This is a genomic window from Delftia sp. Lp-1, from assembly GCF_020523835.1.
Lineage (GTDB): Bacteria > Pseudomonadota > Gammaproteobacteria > Burkholderiales > Burkholderiaceae_C > Comamonas > Comamonas acidovorans.
Window position 1 is genome coordinate 3,564,365 of the sequence record NZ_JAJALJ010000001.1, and the last position, 17,932, is coordinate 3,582,296.

The 17,932-nt window shown below is 69.1% G+C and carries 14 protein-coding genes; 8 read left to right on the forward strand and 6 right to left on the reverse strand.

Features of this window, described 5'->3' with window-relative positions; genetic code table 11:
• The first annotated feature begins 282 nt into the window (after positions 1 to 282).
• From proV to proX, 3 genes are all read left to right on the forward strand, one after another.
• Positions 283 to 1,605 (forward strand): glycine betaine/L-proline ABC transporter ATP-binding protein ProV, encoded by a 1,323-nt coding sequence (gene proV / locus LGR64_RS16060; RefSeq protein ID WP_141834109.1) that lies wholly within the window; start codon positions 283 to 285, stop codon positions 1,603 to 1,605.
• Positions 1,602 to 2,801: a glycine betaine/L-proline ABC transporter permease ProW gene (gene proW / locus LGR64_RS16065; protein ID WP_230356076.1), complete on the forward strand. Its 1,200-nt coding sequence runs from the start codon at positions 1,602 to 1,604 to the stop codon at positions 2,799 to 2,801. Before proV ends, proW begins: the two co-directional genes overlap by 4 nt.
• A 110-nt stretch (positions 2,802 to 2,911) precedes the next feature.
• The gene (gene proX, locus LGR64_RS16070) at positions 2,912 to 3,958 is read left to right on the forward strand and encodes a glycine betaine/L-proline ABC transporter substrate-binding protein ProX (protein WP_088165310.1); all 1,047 of its coding nucleotides are present in this window, start codon (positions 2,912 to 2,914) and stop codon (positions 3,956 to 3,958) included.
• Positions 3,959 to 4,016: 58 nt separating this feature from the next.
• On the opposite strand, the gene LGR64_RS16075 is transcribed toward proX, so the two are convergent.
• Genes LGR64_RS16075 through ptsP form a run of 3 tightly spaced genes read right to left on the reverse strand, consistent with a single transcriptional unit; the run spans position 4,017 to position 9,285 of the window.
• Positions 4,017 to 5,756 (reverse strand): PTS fructose transporter subunit IIC, encoded by a 1,740-nt coding sequence (locus LGR64_RS16075; RefSeq protein WP_230356078.1) that lies wholly within the window; start codon positions 5,754 to 5,756, stop codon positions 4,017 to 4,019.
• Between the two features lie 23 nt (positions 5,757 to 5,779).
• A complete protein-coding gene (locus tag LGR64_RS16080; protein ID WP_141833926.1) occupies positions 5,780 to 6,745 on the reverse strand; it encodes a 1-phosphofructokinase family hexose kinase in 966 nt (321 codons plus the stop codon).
• Entirely contained in the window at positions 6,742 to 9,285 is a 2,544-nt protein-coding gene (gene ptsP, locus LGR64_RS16085; protein WP_230356080.1) for a phosphoenolpyruvate--protein phosphotransferase, read from the reverse strand. Before ptsP ends, LGR64_RS16080 begins: the two co-directional genes overlap by 4 nt.
• A 135-nt stretch (positions 9,286 to 9,420) precedes the next feature.
• Between ptsP and LGR64_RS16090 the strand changes: the two genes are divergently transcribed.
• Positions 9,421 to 10,407 (forward strand): LacI family DNA-binding transcriptional regulator, encoded by a 987-nt coding sequence (locus LGR64_RS16090; protein ID WP_230356082.1) that lies wholly within the window; start codon positions 9,421 to 9,423, stop codon positions 10,405 to 10,407.
• A gap of 21 nt (positions 10,408 to 10,428) precedes the next feature.
• Here LGR64_RS16090 and LGR64_RS16095 read toward each other — a convergent pair whose 3' ends face one another.
• Positions 10,429 to 12,054, reverse strand: a complete 1,626-nt coding sequence (locus LGR64_RS16095; RefSeq protein ID WP_230356084.1) for a SulP family inorganic anion transporter — start codon at positions 12,052 to 12,054, stop codon at positions 10,429 to 10,431.
• Complete coding sequence (locus tag LGR64_RS16100) at positions 12,054 to 12,692, reverse strand: ParB-like protein (RefSeq protein ID WP_230356087.1); 639 nt, start codon at positions 12,690 to 12,692, stop codon at positions 12,054 to 12,056. The genes LGR64_RS16095 and LGR64_RS16100 overlap by 1 nt, the downstream gene beginning before the upstream one ends.
• 139 nt (positions 12,693 to 12,831) lie before the next feature.
• Here LGR64_RS16100 and LGR64_RS16105 point away from each other — a divergent pair, with 139 nt between their 5' ends.
• From LGR64_RS16105 to LGR64_RS16120, 4 genes are all read left to right on the forward strand, one after another.
• Positions 12,832 to 13,518 (forward strand): DUF3334 family protein, encoded by a 687-nt coding sequence (locus LGR64_RS16105; RefSeq protein WP_088165317.1) that lies wholly within the window; start codon positions 12,832 to 12,834, stop codon positions 13,516 to 13,518.
• A gap of 138 nt (positions 13,519 to 13,656) precedes the next feature.
• Positions 13,657 to 14,166, forward strand: a complete 510-nt coding sequence (locus LGR64_RS16110; protein WP_198819223.1) for a MarR family winged helix-turn-helix transcriptional regulator — start codon at positions 13,657 to 13,659, stop codon at positions 14,164 to 14,166.
• Position 14,167: 1 nt separating this feature from the next.
• Entirely contained in the window at positions 14,168 to 15,394 is a 1,227-nt protein-coding gene (locus tag LGR64_RS16115; protein WP_034391759.1) for a multidrug effflux MFS transporter, read from the forward strand.
• A gap of 145 nt (positions 15,395 to 15,539) precedes the next feature.
• Positions 15,540 to 16,439: an alpha/beta hydrolase gene (locus LGR64_RS16120; RefSeq protein WP_230356089.1), complete on the forward strand. Its 900-nt coding sequence runs from the start codon at positions 15,540 to 15,542 to the stop codon at positions 16,437 to 16,439.
• Between the two features lie 65 nt (positions 16,440 to 16,504).
• Here LGR64_RS16120 and fumC read toward each other — a convergent pair whose 3' ends face one another.
• A complete protein-coding gene (gene fumC, locus LGR64_RS16125) occupies positions 16,505 to 17,896 on the reverse strand; it encodes a class II fumarate hydratase (protein WP_013803259.1) in 1,392 nt (463 codons plus the stop codon).
• Between the last annotated feature and the right edge of the window lie 36 nt (positions 17,897 to 17,932).

Here is a 17,932-nt window from a genome sequence, read left to right on the forward strand (position 1 = left end):
TGTTGTGGGGCATCGCGCTGGCTGATCTTCAGCCACGATGCCCGACTGAGACACCGCGCGCCTCGCCGCCGGCTGCTCTCGACTTCTGGCTCTTGCGCACCGCTTCGCGTGCCATTCGAGCCGCCTCGGGTGCTTTCGCACCTGTTTGAATCCCAGCAACGGGGGACGGCAGTCCTCTGCAGCGAACGGCATCAGGGCTTCATTTTTGGCTTGCGCGCCAGCGTCTTCGCCCGTCGAGGACGCTGGACTGTGTTCCATCTCACCCAAAAGGAGAACGCCACAGTGGCCAAGCAGATCATCATCGATCATGTGTTCAAGGTGTTCGGGGACGACCCCAAGACCGCACTCGACCTCGTCCAACAGGGCCTGAGCAAACAGGAGATCCTGGAGCGCACGGGCCAGTCCATCGGCGTGTTCGACGCCAATTTCACCATCGAGGCCGGCGAGATCTTCGTCGTCATGGGCCTGTCGGGCTCGGGCAAGTCCACCCTGGTGCGCATGCTCAACCGCCTCATCGAGCCCACGGCCGGGCGCATCGTCGTCGATGGCCAGGATATCAACGCCCTGAGCGAGCGCGACCTGCGCGCCCTGCGCCGCAAGGACATCTCCATGGTGTTCCAGTCCTTTGCGCTGATGCCGCACATGACGGTGCTGGACAACACGGCCTTCGGCCTGGAGCTGGCTGGTGCCGACAAGGCCGAGCGCCAGACACAGGCCCAGGCCGCGCTGGAGCAGGTGGGCCTGGGCGCCTGGGGCGCCAGCTACCCCGACGAGCTGTCGGGCGGCATGCAGCAGCGCGTGGGCCTGGCCCGGGCGCTGGCGTCCGATCCGTCCATCCTGCTGATGGACGAGGCCTTCTCGGCTCTGGACCCCATCATCCGCACGGAGATGCAGTCCGAGCTGCTGCGCCTGCAGCAGATCCAGCGCCGCACCATCGTCTTCATCTCGCATGACCTGGACGAGGCCATGCGCATCGGCGACCGCATCGCCATCATGAAGGACGGCCAGGTGATCCAGGTCGGCACGCCAGACGAGATCCTGCGCAGCCCGGCCGACGACTATGTGCGCAGCTTCGTGCGCGGCGTGGACGCGGCCTCGGTCTTCAAGGCCGGCGACATCGCGCGCCAGGCGCTGACCGTGGTGTCCGAGCACAGCGACCGCGGCTGCCGCGCGGCACAGCGCCTGCTGGAAGACTCCGACCGCGACTACGCCTATGTGGTCAACGCGCGCCGGCGCTTCCTGGGCGTGGTGTCCTCGCAATCGCTGCGCGACGCACTGCATGGCCGCCCGGGCATGCTGGGCCTGAGCCACGCCTTCCTGCCCAACGTCGAGCCGCTGTCTGCAGGCACGCCGGTGGCCGAGCTGTTCGGCCCCGTGGCCGCTGCGCCGTGCGCGCTGCCGGTGACCAGCGACGACGGCCAGTTCATGGGCGTGGTCAGCCGCACCACCATGCTGCGCTTCCTGGACCGCGACACGCCGCCCGTGCCGCCGCCGCAGGAGATCGTGCCGCCGGTCACGCTCAACCCGCATTTCCCGGCCTCCAACGCCCCCACCGTCGCGCCGACCGTGGAGCCGATTGAACAACGACAAGGAGATGCCGCATGAGCGATGCAACCAACAGCCTGAACCCGAACACCACCGCTGCCGCCACCGATCCCTGGGCCGATGCGAGCGCAGCCCCTGCTTCCACCGATTCCGCAGCGTCTGCAGCCTCTGCAAGCGCCGATCCCTGGGCAACCGCTGCCACGCCGGCACCCGCTGCCTCGGCCGATCCCTGGGGCGCCGCCAGCGGCGGTGATGCTGCAGGCGGTGACTGGCTGGGCGCCTCGGCCGGCTCGGGCGTTCCCGACGACGCCCATGCCAGCCTCTGGCACCAATTGACCACCGACGGCCTGCCCGTGCAGGGCTGGATCAACAGCGGCCTGGAATGGGTGGTCCACCATTTCCGCCCCTTCTTCCAGGCCGTGCGCACGCCCATCGACGGCACGCTGTCGGGCATCACCGATGCCATGCTGGCCCTGCCCTGGCCGCTGCTGATCCTGATCCTGACCTTGGTGGCCTGGCAGTTCGCGGGCCGCGCCATGGCCATTGGCGCCGCCATCTCGCTGGTGGTGGTCGCCATGCTGGGCATCTGGCCCGAGGCCATGGTGACGCTGTCCCTGGTGCTGACCTCGCTGGTGTTCTGCATGGTCATCGGCCTGCCCGCGGGGATTTTGCTGGCCTCCAGCGACCGTGCCCAGCGCTGGACACGCCCGCTGCTCGACGCCATGCAGACCACGCCGGCCTTCGTCTACCTGGTGCCCGTGGTGATGCTGTTCGGCATCGGCAACGTGCCCGGCGTGATCGTGACCATCATCTTCGCGCTGCCGCCGCTGATCCGCCTGACCAACCTGGGCATACGCCAGGTGCGCCCCGACCTGATCGAAGCCAGCCGCGCCTATGGCGCATCGCCCTGGCAGTTGCTGTGGAAGGTGCAGCTGCCGCTGGCCATGCCGTCCATCATGGCCGGCGTGAACCAGGCGCTGATGCTGTCGCTGTCCATGGTGGTGATCGCCTCCATGATCGCCGTGGGCGGCCTGGGCCAGATGGTGCTGCGCGGCATCGGCCGCCTGGACATGGGCCTGGCCACCGTGGGCGGACTGGGCATCGTGCTGCTGGCCATCGTGCTGGACCGCATCACCCAGGCCATGGGGCAGACGACCCGTGGCGGTGCGCGCTGGTGGCACAGCGGCCCCGCCGGCTGCATTGCCCGCCTGCTGGGCGCCGGCAACAAGCCGGTCCATCGCGGCAGCACCAGCTGAATGCCTTCACTGCGGCGCGGATGGGCCCACTGCCGCGCCGCCTTCCCGAAAAGCGGCCAGCCAGGCTGGCCGCCCACTCCCCTTTCATCACACAACGGAGGAACCCGAGGATGAACCAAGCCCTGAACCACAATCGACTGCCAACTGCCACTGCCAGCCACTGGCTGCGCACCGCCACGATGGCTGCCGGCATCGCACTGGCCTGCGCAGGCGCATCGGCCGCCAGCGACCAGCCCGGCAAGGGCGTGAAGGTGTCGCCGCTCAAGAGCTCCATCGCCGAAGAAAGCTTCCAGACCCTGATCGTCATGAAGGCCCTGGAGAAACTGGGCTACGACGTGCAGCCCTTCCAGGAAGTCGAGTACCCCACGGCCCACGTGGCGATTGCCAATGGCGATGCCACTTTCCTGGCCACGCACTGGAACCCGCTGCACGCCGACTACTACAAGAACGCGGGCGGCGATGCCAAGCTGTTCCGCAAGGGCGTTTACTCGGACAACGCGGCCCAGGGCTATCTGATCGACAAGAAGACGGCCGACGAATACAAGATCACCAATATCGGCCAGTTGAAGGACCCCAAGATCGCCAAGCTGTTCGACTCGGACGGCGACGGCAAGGCCGACCTCACCGGCTGCACGCCGGGCTGGGGCTGCGAGGCCGTGATCGAGCACCACCTGACGGCCTACAAGCTGCGCGACACCGTGACCCACAAGCAGGGCACGTACTCGGCGCTGATCGCCGACACCATCTCGCGCTACAAGGCCGGCAAGCCCATCCTCTACTACACCTGGACGCCCTACTGGGTGAGCAACGTGCTCAAGCCCGGCAAGGACGTGGTGTGGCTGGAGGTGCCGTTCTCCTCGCTGCCCGGCGAGCAGGCCAAGTTCGATACCAAGCTGCCCAACGGCAAGAACTACGGCTTCGTGGTGAACAAGCAGCAGATCGTGGCCAACAAGGCCTTCACCGACAAGCACCCCGACGCCGGCAAGCTGTTCGAGCTGATGCAGCTGCCCGTGGGCGACATCAGCGCGCAGAACCACATGATGAGCCAGGGCCAGAACAAGCCCTCGGACATCAACCGCCATGTGGACGGCTGGATCAAGGCCCACCAGAAGACCTTCGACGGCTGGCTGGAACAGGCCCGCGCCGCAGCCCGCTGAACGCTGCGGGGGGAGCCGCTATAGACGTGCCCCCGGCTTCCTGCTTCAAAGGCCCGCTTCAAAGGCCCGCTTCGGCGGGCCTTTTGAACATGCGCAGGGCGATGGCCGTGACCACCACGCCCGCCACCAGCGCCACCGCATACATGGCCACGTGGGTCACGGCGTTGGGAATGGGCGCGACGAAGATGCCGCCATGCGGCACCTTCAGCTCCACCCCCGCCAGCATGGACACGGCGCCGGCCACGGCCGAGCCCAGCACCAGGGCCGGAATCGTGCGCAGCGGATCGCGCGCCGCATAGGGAATGGCCCCCTCGGTGACAAAGGCCAGGCCCAGCACGCCGGCCGAGGCGGCGCTGCCGCGCTCCTCGCGCGTGAAGCGGTCGGCAAACAGGCGGGTGGCCAGGGCCAGCCCCAGCGGCGGCGTCATGCCGGCGATCATGGCTGCAGCCATGGGCGTGTAGACCTGGCTCGCGATCATTCCCGTGGAAAACGCATAGGCGGCCTTGTTCACCGGCCCGCCCATGTCAAAGGCCATCATCGCGCCCAACAACAGGCCCAGCAGCAAGGCACTGGCACCCTGCATGCCGCGCAGCCAGGCGCTCAGCCACTGCAGCAGCTCGGCCACGGGTGCACCGACCAGATAGAACATCAGCAGCCCCGTGAACAGGCTGCCCAGCACAGGCAGGATCAGCATGGGCAGCAAGCCCTTGAGCGCCTGCGGCAGCCGGATGTGCGCCGCCATGAAGGCCACGCCGTAGCCGGCGATGAAGCCGGCCGCGATGCCGCCGATGAACCCCGCCCCCATGCTGGACGCGATCATCCCGCCGATCATGCCCGGCGCAATGCCGGGCCGGTCGGCAATGGAATAGGCGATATAGCCGGCCAGTGCCGGCACCATCAGCGCAAAGCCGCCCTTGGCGCCGATCTGGAACAGCGTCCATCCCAGCGTGCCCTGGTGCGCATCGTCATGGACATAGATGCCGCCCAGCGCAAAGGCCATGGCGATCAGAATGCCGCCCGCCGTGACGAAGGGCAGCATGAAGGACACGCCGGTCATCAGGTGGCGATAGGCACCGCCCTGGGTCCGGGCCGGCGTGGGCGCGGCGCCGCCTGCAGCAGCGCCTACGGCGGCACCATGCACGGTGGCTTCGGCCAGCGCCTTGGCGATCAGCCCCGAGCCGTCGCGTATGGCCGGCTTGGTGCCGCTGCGCAGCAGCGGCTTGCCCGCGAAGCGGGAAAGATCGACCTCGCGGTCGGCGGCGATGATGACCAGGTCAGCCTCGGCAATCTCCTGCGGCGTCAGCGCATCGAGCGCACCCACCGAGCCTTGTGTCTCCACGCGCATGGCGTGGCCCAGCGCCGCCGCGCCGCGCTGCAGTCCCTCGGCCGCCATGAAGGTGTGGGCGATGCCAGTGGGGCAGGAGGTGACAGCCACGATCCGCTTGCCCAGGCTCTCGCCCATGCGCTGTGCTGCGGGACTGGCGGCAGCGCAGCGTGCAAGCACGCCGGCCGGATCATCAAGCGCCTCGCGCAGGCTGCAGCGCTCGACGGCGGCCTGCACGAAGCGGGAGGCATCGGCGTCGGTATCTGCATCGTCATCGGTGCCGGCATCCCCCACGATCAGCAATTGCCCGGCCTGCGCGGCGGCATCGGGCGCATGCAGCCCGATCACACCGCCGCTGGCGCGCACTTCCACGGCCAAGGGACGCTGTCCGGCCGCATGGCGCAGGGCTTCGGCGGCCAGCAGCGCTTCGGCGTCGTGCCCGGCCGCTGCGATCACCACAAAAAGAGGGTTCATGAAAGCTCCTGAAGAATGGGGGATCACGGCCACTGGCATGGCTCCAGCAGCACGCTGGCAGCCAGTGCCTGGACGCGGTTGGCATCGACTTCGCGCGCGGGCGCTGCCTGCAGCCAGGCCAGCGCGCTGGCCGTGGACAGGCGTGCGGTGTCCGCCAGATCCAGTCCGCGCAGCCGCGCGGCCACCATGCCCGCGACCATGGCATCGCCCGCGCCCACGGAGCTGCCGCGCGCGCGCTGCGGCGGCCGCGCAATCACCGCACCTTGCGCGCTGGCGAACAGCGCGCCCTCCTCGCCCATGGACACCACGGCCAGCCCCAGCCCCCTGTCCAGCAGGCTGCGCGCGGCGGCCAGCAGCGTGTCGCGGCCGTCCAGGCGCTGGCCTGTGGCGGCCTGCAACTCCTCCCGGTTGGGCTTGATGGCCCAGGGCATGGCCGCATGGGGGGCCGTCGCCAGGGCGGCGGCCAGGGGGGCCTCGCTGGTGTCCAGCAGCACGTCGGCACCGGCGGCCACGGCCTGGGCCTGGAGCCGGGCCCAGCTGTCCGCAGGCAGGCCGGCGGGCAGGCTGCCCGACAGCACCACGGCCAGGCCGGGCCGCAGATACCGGGCCAGCGCGGACATGACGGCGTGCAGATGCGCTTCGGCCAAGGCCAGGCCTGGCAGGTTGATGTCCGTGGTCTGGCGTCCGCCGTCGGCCACCAGCTTGATGTTGGTGCGCGTCTGGCCCGGCACGCGCAGGCAGGCGTCGGCAATGCCGCGCTGGGCGAACAAGGCCTCGAACATGCCGGCGTTGTCGCTGCCCAGCACGCCCAGCGCGGCCGTGGAGACGCCCAGGCCCGCCAAGGCGGCGGCAACATTGATGCCCTTGCCGCCCGGCGCCTGCACGCTGCCCAATGCGCGCTGCACCTGGCCGGGCAGCAGCGCCTCCAGGGTCACAAGCTGGTCTATGGCCGGGTTCAGGGTCACGGTGATGGCTTGCGGGGCGTTCATGCCGTCACCTCCTTGGCCAGTGCCCGCACCTGCGCGGCATCCTCGCAGCCGAGTGCCCTGTCTGCCAGCGCCTGCAACTGCCGCAGGCTGGCCGCGCGCAGCCCGGCCTTGACACCGGCGATGTCGTTGGGTGTCATGGACAGCTCGCCCACCCCCAGCCCGGCCAGCAGCAGCGCACCGAACGGGTCGCCGGCCAGTCCGCCACAGACGCCCACGGGGCGCGCGCGGGTGGCTGCACCCTGCACGGTGGCGCGCACCATCCGCAGCACGGCCGGATGCAGGCTGTCCGCCTCGGCCGCCAGTTGCGGGTTCTGGCGGTCCATGGCCAGCACGTACTGGGTCAGGTCGTTCGTGCCGATGGAGAAGAAATCGGCATGGCGGGCCAGTGCGTCGGCCTGCACGGCGGCGGCGGGCACCTCGATCATGATGCCCAGCGGCAGGACCGGGGCGTCCAGTTCGGCACGCAGCCGTTCGCAGGCCGCGCGCAGCGCCAGCAGCTCCTGCACGCTGGTGACCATGGGAAACATCACGGACAGCCTTGCGCCATCGCGGGCCGCCCGGTACAGGGCGCGCATCTGGGGCTCAAGCAGGTCGGGGCGGCGCAGCAGCAGCCGCGCGCCGCGCACGCCCAGGAAGGGGTTGTCCTCGCGCGGCAGCTCCAGGTGGGCGACCTGCTTGTCGCCGCCGATGTCCAGCGCGCGGACGATCAGCGGCCGACCCTCCAGCGCCTGCGCCATGGCGCGGTAGGTTTCGTACTGCTCGTCCTCGCCGGGCGTGCTGCCGCGCTCCAGGAACAGGAATTCCGTGCGCATCAGACCCACGCCCTCGGCGCCCTGGGACAGGGCCAGCGGCACCTGCTCGGGCAGGTTGACGTTGGCGCAGACTTCGATGCGCACGCCATCGGTGGTGATGGCAGGCAGGCTGCGCTGCGCTGCCACGCGTTCCTGCAGCGCCCGCTGCTCGGCCATGTGGGCACGCGCCGAAGCCAGGTCCTGCTCCGAGGGATCAAGGTAGATGCGGCCATTGGCGCCATCGACGATGGCCAGGGCCCCATCGGCCATGCCCAGCACGCCGCCGCCCGCCGCCACGGCGGCCGGCAGCCCCAGCGTGCGCGCGAGTATGGCCGTGTGCGAGGTGGGACTGCCCTGCGCCGTGACCAACGCGGCCACGCGCGCCGTGTCCAGCTGGGCGGTCTCCGAGGGCGAAAGATCGGCCGCGACCAGGATGCAGCCGCCTTCCGGCAGGCCATCCGGTCCCGCCGCTGCCAGCGAGGGCTGCAGTTGCACCAGCACGCGCCGGCCCACGTCGCGCAGATCGGCGGCACGCGCAGCCAGTGCGGGGTTGTCCAGCGCCTGGAGACGGACAGCCCCCTCCTCCACGGCGCGGTCCCAGGCCCAGGCCACGCCGTGGCCCTGGACCATGAACTGGCAGGCGCGCGTGATGAGTCCGGTGTCGCCCAGCCACTGGGCCTGCGCGCTGAAGATGGCCGCATCGCCTTCGCCCAGGCGGCGGCGGGTGTCGTCATGCAGGGCGCGCAGCTGGCCCTGCGTCTCGGCCAGCGCCGCATGCAGCCGCGCACCGCCCACGCTGAGCGGCTCGGGCAGGTCGGGGATCTCGGCGGCCTCCACACGCCACTGGTGGATGCGGGCCACGGCCAGCCCCGGGCTGGCGCCCAGGCCCACAAAGGCAGGCCGTGCCAGCGGCGGCAGCCAGCCCGTGGCGGGCGATTCGGCCGCCTTGCGCGCAGCGGCGTCGGCATCGGCACGTTCCTGGGCCACCAAGGCCTGGGCCACGGCACACAGGCGCTGGACCGCGGCACTGGCGTCGGGGCCCTCGGCCGAGACGGTGACCTTGTCGCCTTCGCGCAGTCCCAGCTGTAGCAGGCTGGCCATCTGCCGCGCATCGGCCACCTCGTCGCCATGGCGCACCTGGATGCGCGAGGCAAAGCCGCGCGCCGCCTCCGCCCAGCGCGTGGCAGGCCGCGCATGCAGGCCGTTGGGATAGGCAATGGTCCATTCGCGCACCTCGACCAGGTCCACTGCCGCCGGGCGAGCGGCAGGCGGCGCCGGGTCCGCTTGCCCCTGGAGTACATCAATGACCTGCTGCGCATCGCCCGTGGTGAACAGCGCCTGCAGCCGGGGTGTCTGCAGCAGGCCGGCCAGGCGGCGCAGCAAGGTGATGTGGGCATCGGAGCGTGCCGCCACCGCCACGACCAGATGCACGTTCTGGCCTGCATTCCAATCCAGGCCCTCGCGCACCTGGAGCACGGCCACCGCGTCGCGCAGCACCAGGGCCCGGTCTTCGGCGCGGCCGTGGGGAATGGCCACGCCGTGGCCCAGAAAGGTTTCGGCCTGGGCCTCGCGCGCCTGCATGCCGGTGGCATAGCCAGGGGCCACGCAGCCAAGGTCCTGGAGCAGCCGGGCCGCCTGGGCAATGGCGTCGGCCTTGTCGCGCACCCTGGCGTCCAGGCGCACGGCGATCTGCAGGCCCGCAGGAGCGGTGGGTGCAACCGCCGGGAGGGATGAATGGGCATTGATCATGGCGCGGATTGTGGGAACGTTCCCAATCATCAGTCAATCTGCACTGCAACATAACCCGGCCATAATCCGGCCATAACTCGGCATTTCTTTGGAGTTATCCTCTGCAGCACACCACAACCAACGGGAACGATTGCATTGAGCATCAGCATCAACGATGTGGCCCGTGCGGCCGGGGTTTCCAAATCGACGGTATCGCGCGCGCTGGCGGGCGGCTCGGTGAGCGAGGAGGTCCGGGCGCGGGTCACCGCCGCCGTGCAGGCCACCGGCTACCGGCCCAATCTGATGGCGCGCCGGCTGCGCGCGCGCGACGCAGGGCCCATGGGCGTGCTGGTGGCCGACATACGCAACCCGTTTTTCACGGCCCTGATCCGCGCAGTCGAGGCCGAGGCCTATCGCCAGGGCCGGCGCGTGCTGTTGTGCAATACCGACGAAGACCCGCAGCGCGAAGCCATGTACCTGCAGCTCATGCAGGAAGAGCGCATCGCGGGGCTGATCTTTGCGCCCACCCAGGCCAGCCTGCACAAGCTGGAGCGCATGCAGCTGGAGTTTCCCGTCGTCCTGGTGGACCGGGCGGGCGCCCCGGCCTTCCATGACAGCGTGGTGCTGGACAACGCCCAGGCCTGCGCCACCCTGGTCAGGCATCTGGTGGGCCAGGGCCGCCGCCGCATTGCAGGCGTCTTCGGCAGCACCAGCAGCACGGCGCGCGAGCGCTGCGACGGCTATCTGGCCGCCATGCACGATGCGGGCCTGGCGCCCGACTTGCGCCAGTTGCCTCCGACCAGCGATGCCGCCGAGGCCGAGGTCGCGCAATGGCTGCGCCAGCCGCAGCGGCCCGATGCCTTCGTGGCCAGCAACAGCCTGCTGCTGGAAGGCTGCCTGCGCGCGATACGCGCCGCAGGCCTGCGCATCCCCGGCGATGTGGCGCTTGCCGGTTTCGACAACGAGCGCTGGACAGAACTGGTGGCCCCCGCCATCACCGTGATCGAGCAGCCGGTGGAGGCCATGGGCCGCGCCGCATTCGGCCTGCTCATGGAGCGGCTGCACACGCCCGACCTGCCGCTGCGCAAGGTGATCATGCAGGGGCGCTGCATCGTGCGCGAGTCCACCCAGGCGGCGGGCTGAGGTGCTGCGCCGGGGCGGGGATCACGCAGGGATCTGCAACTGGCGCACGGCGTCGTCCACGCTCCAGCCCGCATAGCTGGCGTGCGGCAAGGCCGGATTGCCCACGCGCGCCAGCAGGTCGCGCACGGGGTCCTTGACGCGGGCCAGGGCCAGCGGCACGCCCAGTTGCCGCAACTGGGCCGCGAAGTCGCACAGCGCCTCGACACTGGTGGCATCCAGATCGGCCGAATCTTCCAGGCTCAGCACCACGCCGCGGGGCGAAGGCAGGGATTGCAGCCGCTCCCGGATGGCCGCAAACACGGGGTCGGCATTGCCGAAGAACAGCGGCGCCTCGGGCCGCGCGATCAGCAGGCCGGCCGGCACCACCGCGTCGGGATGGCGTGCGGCATCGACAAAGTCATGCGTGTCCCCCAGCCTGCCCAGCCAGCTCACATGCGAGCGGGAAAGCGTTTGCAGCAGCATGAGCAGGCTGGCCGCGATGGCCAGCAGCAACCCGTCGAGCACGCCCAGCGCCAGCACGGCAAAGAAGGAAAGAACCACGATCAACCGATCCCGCCGCCAGGCGAAGTAAGGGCGCAGCGCGGCAGGGTTCAGCGTGTGGCCCACCGCATGGATGACGATGGCGGCCAGCAGCGGCTGCGGCGTGCGCTCTATCCAGGGCAGCAGCAGCCAGACGGCCAGGCCCACCACGGCGCAGGCCACCAGGCCCGCAGAGCGGCTTTGCGCGCCCGCCACCTCGTTGGCCGAGGTGGCCGAGTAGCCCGCGCCCACGGGCATGCCATGGAACACACTCGACAGCAGGTTGGCCGCGCCCAGCGCCATCAGGTCGCGGTTGGCATCGACGCGGTCGCCATGGCGCAGCGCAAAGGTACGGATGGAGCCATAGGACTCGGCATAGAGGATGAGCGCCATCGCAAAGGCCAGCTCGCCCAGGCGCAACCATTCGGTGCGCGACAGCGAGGGAATGCCGGTGTTGGAGAAATCCAGCCGTATCGGCCCCACGGCCGCAATGCCCCAGCGCGCGCACCAGCCGCTCGCATCCAGCGCAATGCCGGCCGCGATCACCAGCAAGGCCGCAGGCAGGGCACGCCAGCGGGCCAGCGCACGCATCAGCAGCAACGCCGCAACGGCCATCACCAGACCCGCTCCATTCCAGTGCCGCCAGCCGGCCAGCAGCTCCCAGACAAAGCGCGGCAGATCGCCATGCACGGGCTGGAAGGCGACGGCGTGCGGGATCTGCTTGACCACGATGGTCAGCGCCAGCCCCAGCGCAAAACCGCGCAGCACGGGCTTGGCAATGAAATTGGAGACCGCGCCCAGCCGCGCCAGCCCCGCCACCACGAAGAACAGGCCCGTCAGCAGCACGATGCCCACGCCCAGCAGCATGCGCTGCTGCGGCGAGGTGCCGGCCATGGACGCCGTGGCCGCCAGCAGCACGGCGGCAGAGGAGGATGTGGCCGAGACGATGGCGAAGCGGCTGGTCCCCAGCAGGCCATAGGCCAGCAGCCCGGCGAACAGCGCAATCACCCCGGCCTGCGGCGGCAGGCCGGCGATGCCGGAATAGGCCACGGCCTCGGGCAGCAGCAGGCCGGCGATGGACAGGCCGGCGCCCCAATCGGCCAAGGCAGGCAGGCCAGGGGCACGCATCAGGATTGCGGAGCAACGACGCCGGACCAGCCCGGCAGGTAGCGCGCTTCGGCGCCGTGCGCCAGGCCCAGGGCCTCATGCAGAGCCTGATCGGGCAAGGCGACATCGCTCTTGCCACTGCGCAGGTCCTTGGGTGCAAAGCGCGTGCGGAAAAAATCGGCCCAGAGGAATTCGACGAAAGGCGCCGTGTCCTTGGCATAGCCACCGGCCTTGCGCACGGCGCCGGCCAGGCTGCGGTAGGGGTCGTCGCGCAGGCGGTCCAGCTGCTCGGGCATCTTGGCCCAGTCGCATCGGCGGCCGCGCTCGTCATACGGATGGGCCCATTGGTGGAACTCCATCAGGCGCCAGAACATCAGCGGATCGGCCTCGCTGAAATCGGCCAGCTGCATGACCCAGACCTGCTCCACGGACTCCTGCGTCAGCGCCAGCCCCAGGTGGTGATGGTCAACGATGTAGTGCAGGCCACGCGGCCCCAGCACGGCAGGAAACCAGTGCGAGGCCAGAAGGCCTACGCGCTCCTTGCGCCTGAGGCGGCTCCACTGGGCGCGCTTGGTCTGCACTTCGGCGGCGCCGATGGTCATCTGCGTGGGACGCAGTGCGTCCAGCGAAACCCGGGTCAGATGCTGCTGCGCTCTCATCGTCCAACCTCCGTTGCATCAAAGGTGCGGACCCGGCGGGCTGCCCGATCCGGCATCCAGAATACGCCTTCGGAGTTACAAATGGTCGCAACAACGGACTTGCACCCATAATCGCTCACAATTTTGTCCCGTTGACCTCATGAACCAGCCCCAACATCCCATCGTCCATGGCACGGAAGACGTGCTGATCAGCCTCTGCAACTCCGTCTCGCGCGTGCTCCAGGTGGCCACGCAGTGCCAGATCCAGTATTCGGGCATGGTGCAACGCATCACCAAGACCAGCCTCAAGCCCGACATCGGCTGCTTTGTCCTGGTGGACGGCGGCTTCTCGGGCCTGGTGATCATCAACTTCTCGGCCGCCGCCGCCATGGAGCTGTACCGCAGCTACATGCTGAGCATGGGCATGGGTGAAGAGGACCTTGCCAGCTCCTACACCTCCGACGATGTCAGCAACGTCATGGGCGAGCTGATGAACCAGGTGGTGGGCGACTTCACCAGCAAGGTCCAGCGCGAACTGCAGACCTACATCACCCAGAGCCAGCCCAAGATGATCCGCCTGAACAAGCAGGTCAACCTCAGCGTGGACGCCAACCTCGACTCTCCCGAGGCGCGCCGCGTGACCTTCTACACGGGCAACAACAACATCTTCTATCTCGAACTGGCCATGGACCGCACCGAGTTCATCAAGGTCGTGGACTTCGAGCCCCAGGAGCGCCCCGATCCCGATGCGCTCATGGCCCAGACCGCCGCCAGCGCCCCGGCCGCAGCGCCCGCGCCGGCCGCCAGCACCGACACCGACGAACTGCTCAAGTCGCTGGGCATGTAACTGCCGGCACACAGCCTCGGCATACAGCCCCGGCACCGCGGGCAAGACCCTGATGCATGCGGATGTATCAGGGCGGCCCCGCAAACGACATCGTTGATATGCAGATAATTGGGATGCCAACTATTTGAATATCACCCGATGTCGTCCCCTTCCGCCCCCTTCCCGCCCACGCAGGCCGACCCCGCCGCCGTGCAAAGGCATTTCATGTTCACGCTGGGGCAGGTGAACAAACAGTGGCGCCGCACGCTGGACCGGCTGCTGGCCCCCATGGGACTGACCCAGGCACTGTGGATGCCGCTGATGCACCTGGCGCGCTCGCCCGAGGCCATGCGCCAGAAGGATCTGGCCCACTCCCTGGCGCTGGACAGCTCCTCCGTCGTGCGGCTGGTGGACGGCCTGGCCGCCCAGGGCTGGATAGAGCGCGTGGACGACAGCGACCGCCGCGTCAGAAAAATCCAGCTCACGCCAGCCGGCCATGCCCAGGTAGAAGCCGTGCAGGGCCTGCTGCAGCAGGCGCGCGCCCAGGTGCTGGGCGCCGTGCCGCCCGAGGAGCTGGACGCGGCCTACGCCACGCTGCAGCGCCTGCTGGAGGCCATGGCCGCCGAGCCCACCTCCGACACGGACCTGCCCGACGAGCAGGCTGCCTGAGATGGCGGCCGAGCACTCTTCGCTGCCACCTGCCCAGGACCATACAGCGGCCAGCCGCAAGGCGCCGCTGTGGCTGCTGGTGATCGTGACCATCGTCGGCACGCTGGCCATGCACATGTTCCTGCCCGCCCTGCCCGATGCGGCACGCCAGCTCCAGGCCGGCGCCAGCCAGATGCAGCTGACCATCACGGTCTACATCCTGGGCCTGGGCGTGGGCCAGCTGATCTATGGCCCGCTGTCGGACAGCCTGGGGCGCCGCCCCATGCTGCTGGCCGGGCTCATCCTCTATGCGCTGGCCAGCCTGGCGGCCTTTCTCGCCCCGTCCGCCCCCTGGCTGATCGGCGCGCGGCTGCTCCAGGCGCTGGGCGGCTGCGCGGGCCTGGCCCTGGGCCGAGCCATTGCGCGCGATTCAAGCACGCCTGAGAACGCCGTGGGCAGCCTGGCGCTGCTCAACCTGATGATGATGATCGGCCCCGGCATCGCGCCGGCCATCGGTTCGGCCATCGACGACGCCCTGGGCTGGCGCGCCATCTTCGGCACGCTGGCCGTGGTCGGCGGCGTGACGGCCTTCGCCATCTGGAAGCTGCTGCCGGAAACCGGCCAGCCCACGGGCCGCCTGCACCTGGGCACCATCCGCGACGACTACCGCAGCCTGCTGCGCTCCCCTGCCTTCGTGGGCTTTGCCGTGGGCGGCGGCTGCGCCACCACGTCCATCTATGCCTTCCTGGCGGCAGCGCCCTTCGTCTTCATCGAGCAACTGCACTCCACCAAGCATGAGGTGGCCATCTACCTGGGCCTGCTCATGGGCGGCATGGCCGTGGGCAATGCGCTGGCCCGCCAGCTGATACGCCACTGGCCCCTGGAGCGGCTGATGCTCAACGGCAATCTGCTGAGCCTGGCCAGCGCGGCCATGCTGCTGTTGCTGGCCCTGTTCAACCAGCTCACGCCGGCCATCGTGGTGGGGCTGATGGTGCTGTTCGCGCTGGGCTCGGGACTGACCAGCCCTGCGGCGCTGGCCAGCGCGCTGAGCGTGCATCCGCGCCTCACGGGCTCGGCCGCCGGGGTCTACGGCAGCACCCAGATGGCCGTGGGCGGCCTGTGCACGCTTGGCGCCAGCCTGGGCAGCAACCCGGCGCTGTCGGCAGCGCTGGCCCTGGTGGTGGCCTGCGTGCTGGGGCAACTGGGCTTTCGCAGCGCGCTGCGCCACGCGCAGCGTGCGCCCGGCTGATGGGCGCCCGGGCGAGGGCCGCCCCGGCTGAGGGCCACAGTCCCCCAGGCGACGCTCCGCCCGCATGCGGGCCCGAGGCGCACAGGCCCTCGATTACATTGGCGCAGCCGTGGCCAGCGGCCACGGCCCACAGGAGACAAAAACCATGCGCCAACTTTCCTTTTCCACCGTCCTGCGCCAGGCCGCCACCGGCACGCTGGCAGCCGCCGCGCTGCTGGCCGGCACAGCCGCCCAGGCCGGCTCCATCGAGGCCGCCGAGTTCAAGAGCGCCACGCTGCAGCGCAGCTGGACCTACAACGTCTACCTGCCCACGGGCTACGACGCCCAGTCCAGGCTGCGCTACCCCGTCATGTACCTGCTGCACGGCAATGACGGACAGCGCAACGACTGGCCCGTCAAGGGCAATCTGCTGCGCACGGTGGACCAGCTGATCCAGAACGGGGAGATCCCGCCCGCCATCATCGTCATGCCCGACGCGGGAACGACCTGGTACGTGGACCTCAAGGAGCCCATGGAGACGGCCTTCTTCCAGGACCTCGTCCCCCATGTCGAGAAGAAGTACCGTACCCTCACCAGCCGCGATGGCCGCGTGATCGGCGGCCTGTCCATGGGCGGCTATGGCGCGCTGCGCTACGTGCTCAAGTACCCCGAGAAATTCCAGGCCGCCGCCCTGCTGAGCCCCGCCATCTACAACCCCGAGCCGCCCGCCGATTCCTCGGCACGCTCGGTCAAGGTCTTTGCCGAACCCAATACCGGCGGCCAGTACAGCACCACGGTCTGGAAGAGCTACAACTACCCTGTGCTGTGGGACAGCTTTCTTGCCCGCAAGATCAGCGTGCCCATGTACATCAACTCGGGCGACGACGATGAATTCATGATCGAGTCCGACGCCGCCCAGCTCTACGCCCAGCTGCGCAGGAACAAGCAGCCTGCCGAGCTGCGCATCGTCAACGGCAAGCATGAATGGCCGGTCTGGGAAAGCACCATCGGCGATGCGCTCAAGTACGTGTTCCGCACCGTGCGCCGCCCGCAGGCGGACAACTGAGCCAGGCCATGAAGCAAAAAAAGGGGAGCCGGCCGGCTCCCCTTTTTTGATTGCATCAGCAGGTCTTACAGATTGCCGACCATCTTGGCAGGGATCACCCAGGCGTCGAACTGTTCGCCAGTCAGGTGGCCCGATGCCACAGCTGCTTCGCGCAGGCTGGAGCCTTCCTTGTGCGCCTTCTTGGCGATGTAGGCCGCCTTGTCGTAGCCGATGTGCGGGTTCAGCGCCGTCACCAGCATCAGCGAGCGCTGCACCAGCTCGGTGATGCGCTCGCGGTTGGGCTCGATGCCCACGGCGCAGTGGTCGTTGAAGCTCTTCATGCCATCGGCCAGCAGGCGCACGCTCTGCAGGAAGTTGTGCGAGACCATGGGGCGGAACACGTTCAGCTCGAAGTTGCCCGAGGCGCCGCCGAAGTTGATGGCCACGTCGTTGCCGAAGACCTGGGCCGCCAGCATGGTCACGGCTTCGCTCTGCGTGGGATTGACCTTGCCGGGCATGATGGACGAGCCGGGCTCGTTCTCGGGGATGGAGATCTCGCCCAGGCCGCTGCGCGGGCCCGAGGCCAGCCAGCGCACGTCGTTGGCGATCTTCATCATGCTGGCGGCCAGCGTCTTGAGCGCGCCGTGGGCGTGGACCAGGCCGTCGCACGAGGCCAGGGCCTCGAACTTGCTGGGCGCCGTCACGAACGGGTAGCCGGTGAGCTGGGACAGCTCGGCCGCCACGCCCTCGGCATAGCCCTTGGGCGCATTCAGGCCCGTGCCCACGGCCGTGCCGCCCAGCGCCAGCTCGTACAGGTGCGGCAGCGCGGCGCGCACATGCTTTTCGCCATGGGCCAGCTGGGCTACCCAGCCCGAGATTTCCTGGCCCAGCGTCAGCGGCGTGGCGTCCTGCAGATGGGTGCGGCCGATCTTGACGATGTCGGCATAGGCCTCGCTCTTGGCCTGCAGCGTATTGCGCAGCAGGGCAATGGCGGGCAGCAGCTTTTGCTCGATGGCCGTGACGGCAGCCACGTGCATGGCCGTCGGGAACACGTCGTTGCTCGACTGGCTCTTGTTCACATCGTCATTGGGGTGGACCAGGCGCGACTCGCCGCGCTCGCCACCGAGGATTTCGCTGGCGCGGTTGGCCAGCACCTCGTTGACGTTCATGTTGGTCTGCGTGCCCGAGCCGGTCTGCCAGACCACCAGCGGGAACTCGTCCGGGTGCTTGCCGGCGATCACCTCGTCGGCGGCGGCCAGGATGGCCTGGGTCTTCTTCTCGTCCAGCAGGCCCAGCTTGTGGTTGACGGTGGCCGAGGCCTTCTTGACCTGGGCCAGCGCGTGGATGATCTCGCGCGGCTGCTGCTCTCCGCTGATGTCGAAGTTCTGCAGCGAACGCTGCGTCTGCGCACCCCAGAGCTTGTCTGCGGGGACGGCTATGGGTCCGAAAGTGTCTTTTTCCTGGCGGGTCGCGGTCATTGGTATGGACTCCTTGGTGAAAACAACGCGGCGCAG

Excerpts from the sequence above, each read along its gene's own strand:
- proW (WP_230356076.1), top strand. The coding sequence starts at position 1,602 with ATGAGCGATGCAACCAACAGCCTGAACCCGAACACCACCGCTGCCGCC.
- proX (WP_088165310.1), top strand. The coding sequence starts at position 2,912 with ATGAACCAAGCCCTGAACCACAATCGACTGCCAACTGCCACTGCCAGC.
- LGR64_RS16075 (WP_230356078.1), bottom strand. The coding sequence starts at position 5,756 with ATGAACCCTCTTTTTGTGGTGATCGCAGCGGCCGGGCACGACGCCGAA.
- LGR64_RS16080 (WP_141833926.1), bottom strand. The coding sequence starts at position 6,745 with ATGAACGCCCCGCAAGCCATCACCGTGACCCTGAACCCGGCCATAGAC.
- ptsP (WP_230356080.1), bottom strand. The coding sequence starts at position 9,285 with ATGATCAATGCCCATTCATCCCTCCCGGCGGTTGCACCCACCGCTCCT.
- LGR64_RS16095 (WP_230356084.1), bottom strand. The coding sequence starts at position 12,054 with ATGCGTGCCCCTGGCCTGCCTGCCTTGGCCGATTGGGGCGCCGGCCTG.
- LGR64_RS16100 (WP_230356087.1), bottom strand. The coding sequence starts at position 12,692 with ATGAGAGCGCAGCAGCATCTGACCCGGGTTTCGCTGGACGCACTGCGT.
- LGR64_RS16105 (WP_088165317.1), top strand. The coding sequence starts at position 12,832 with ATGAACCAGCCCCAACATCCCATCGTCCATGGCACGGAAGACGTGCTG.
- LGR64_RS16110 (WP_198819223.1), top strand. The coding sequence starts at position 13,657 with ATGTCGTCCCCTTCCGCCCCCTTCCCGCCCACGCAGGCCGACCCCGCC.
- LGR64_RS16115 (WP_034391759.1), top strand. The coding sequence starts at position 14,168 with ATGGCGGCCGAGCACTCTTCGCTGCCACCTGCCCAGGACCATACAGCG.
- LGR64_RS16120 (WP_230356089.1), top strand. The coding sequence starts at position 15,540 with ATGCGCCAACTTTCCTTTTCCACCGTCCTGCGCCAGGCCGCCACCGGC.
- fumC (WP_013803259.1), bottom strand. The coding sequence starts at position 17,896 with ATGACCGCGACCCGCCAGGAAAAAGACACTTTCGGACCCATAGCCGTC.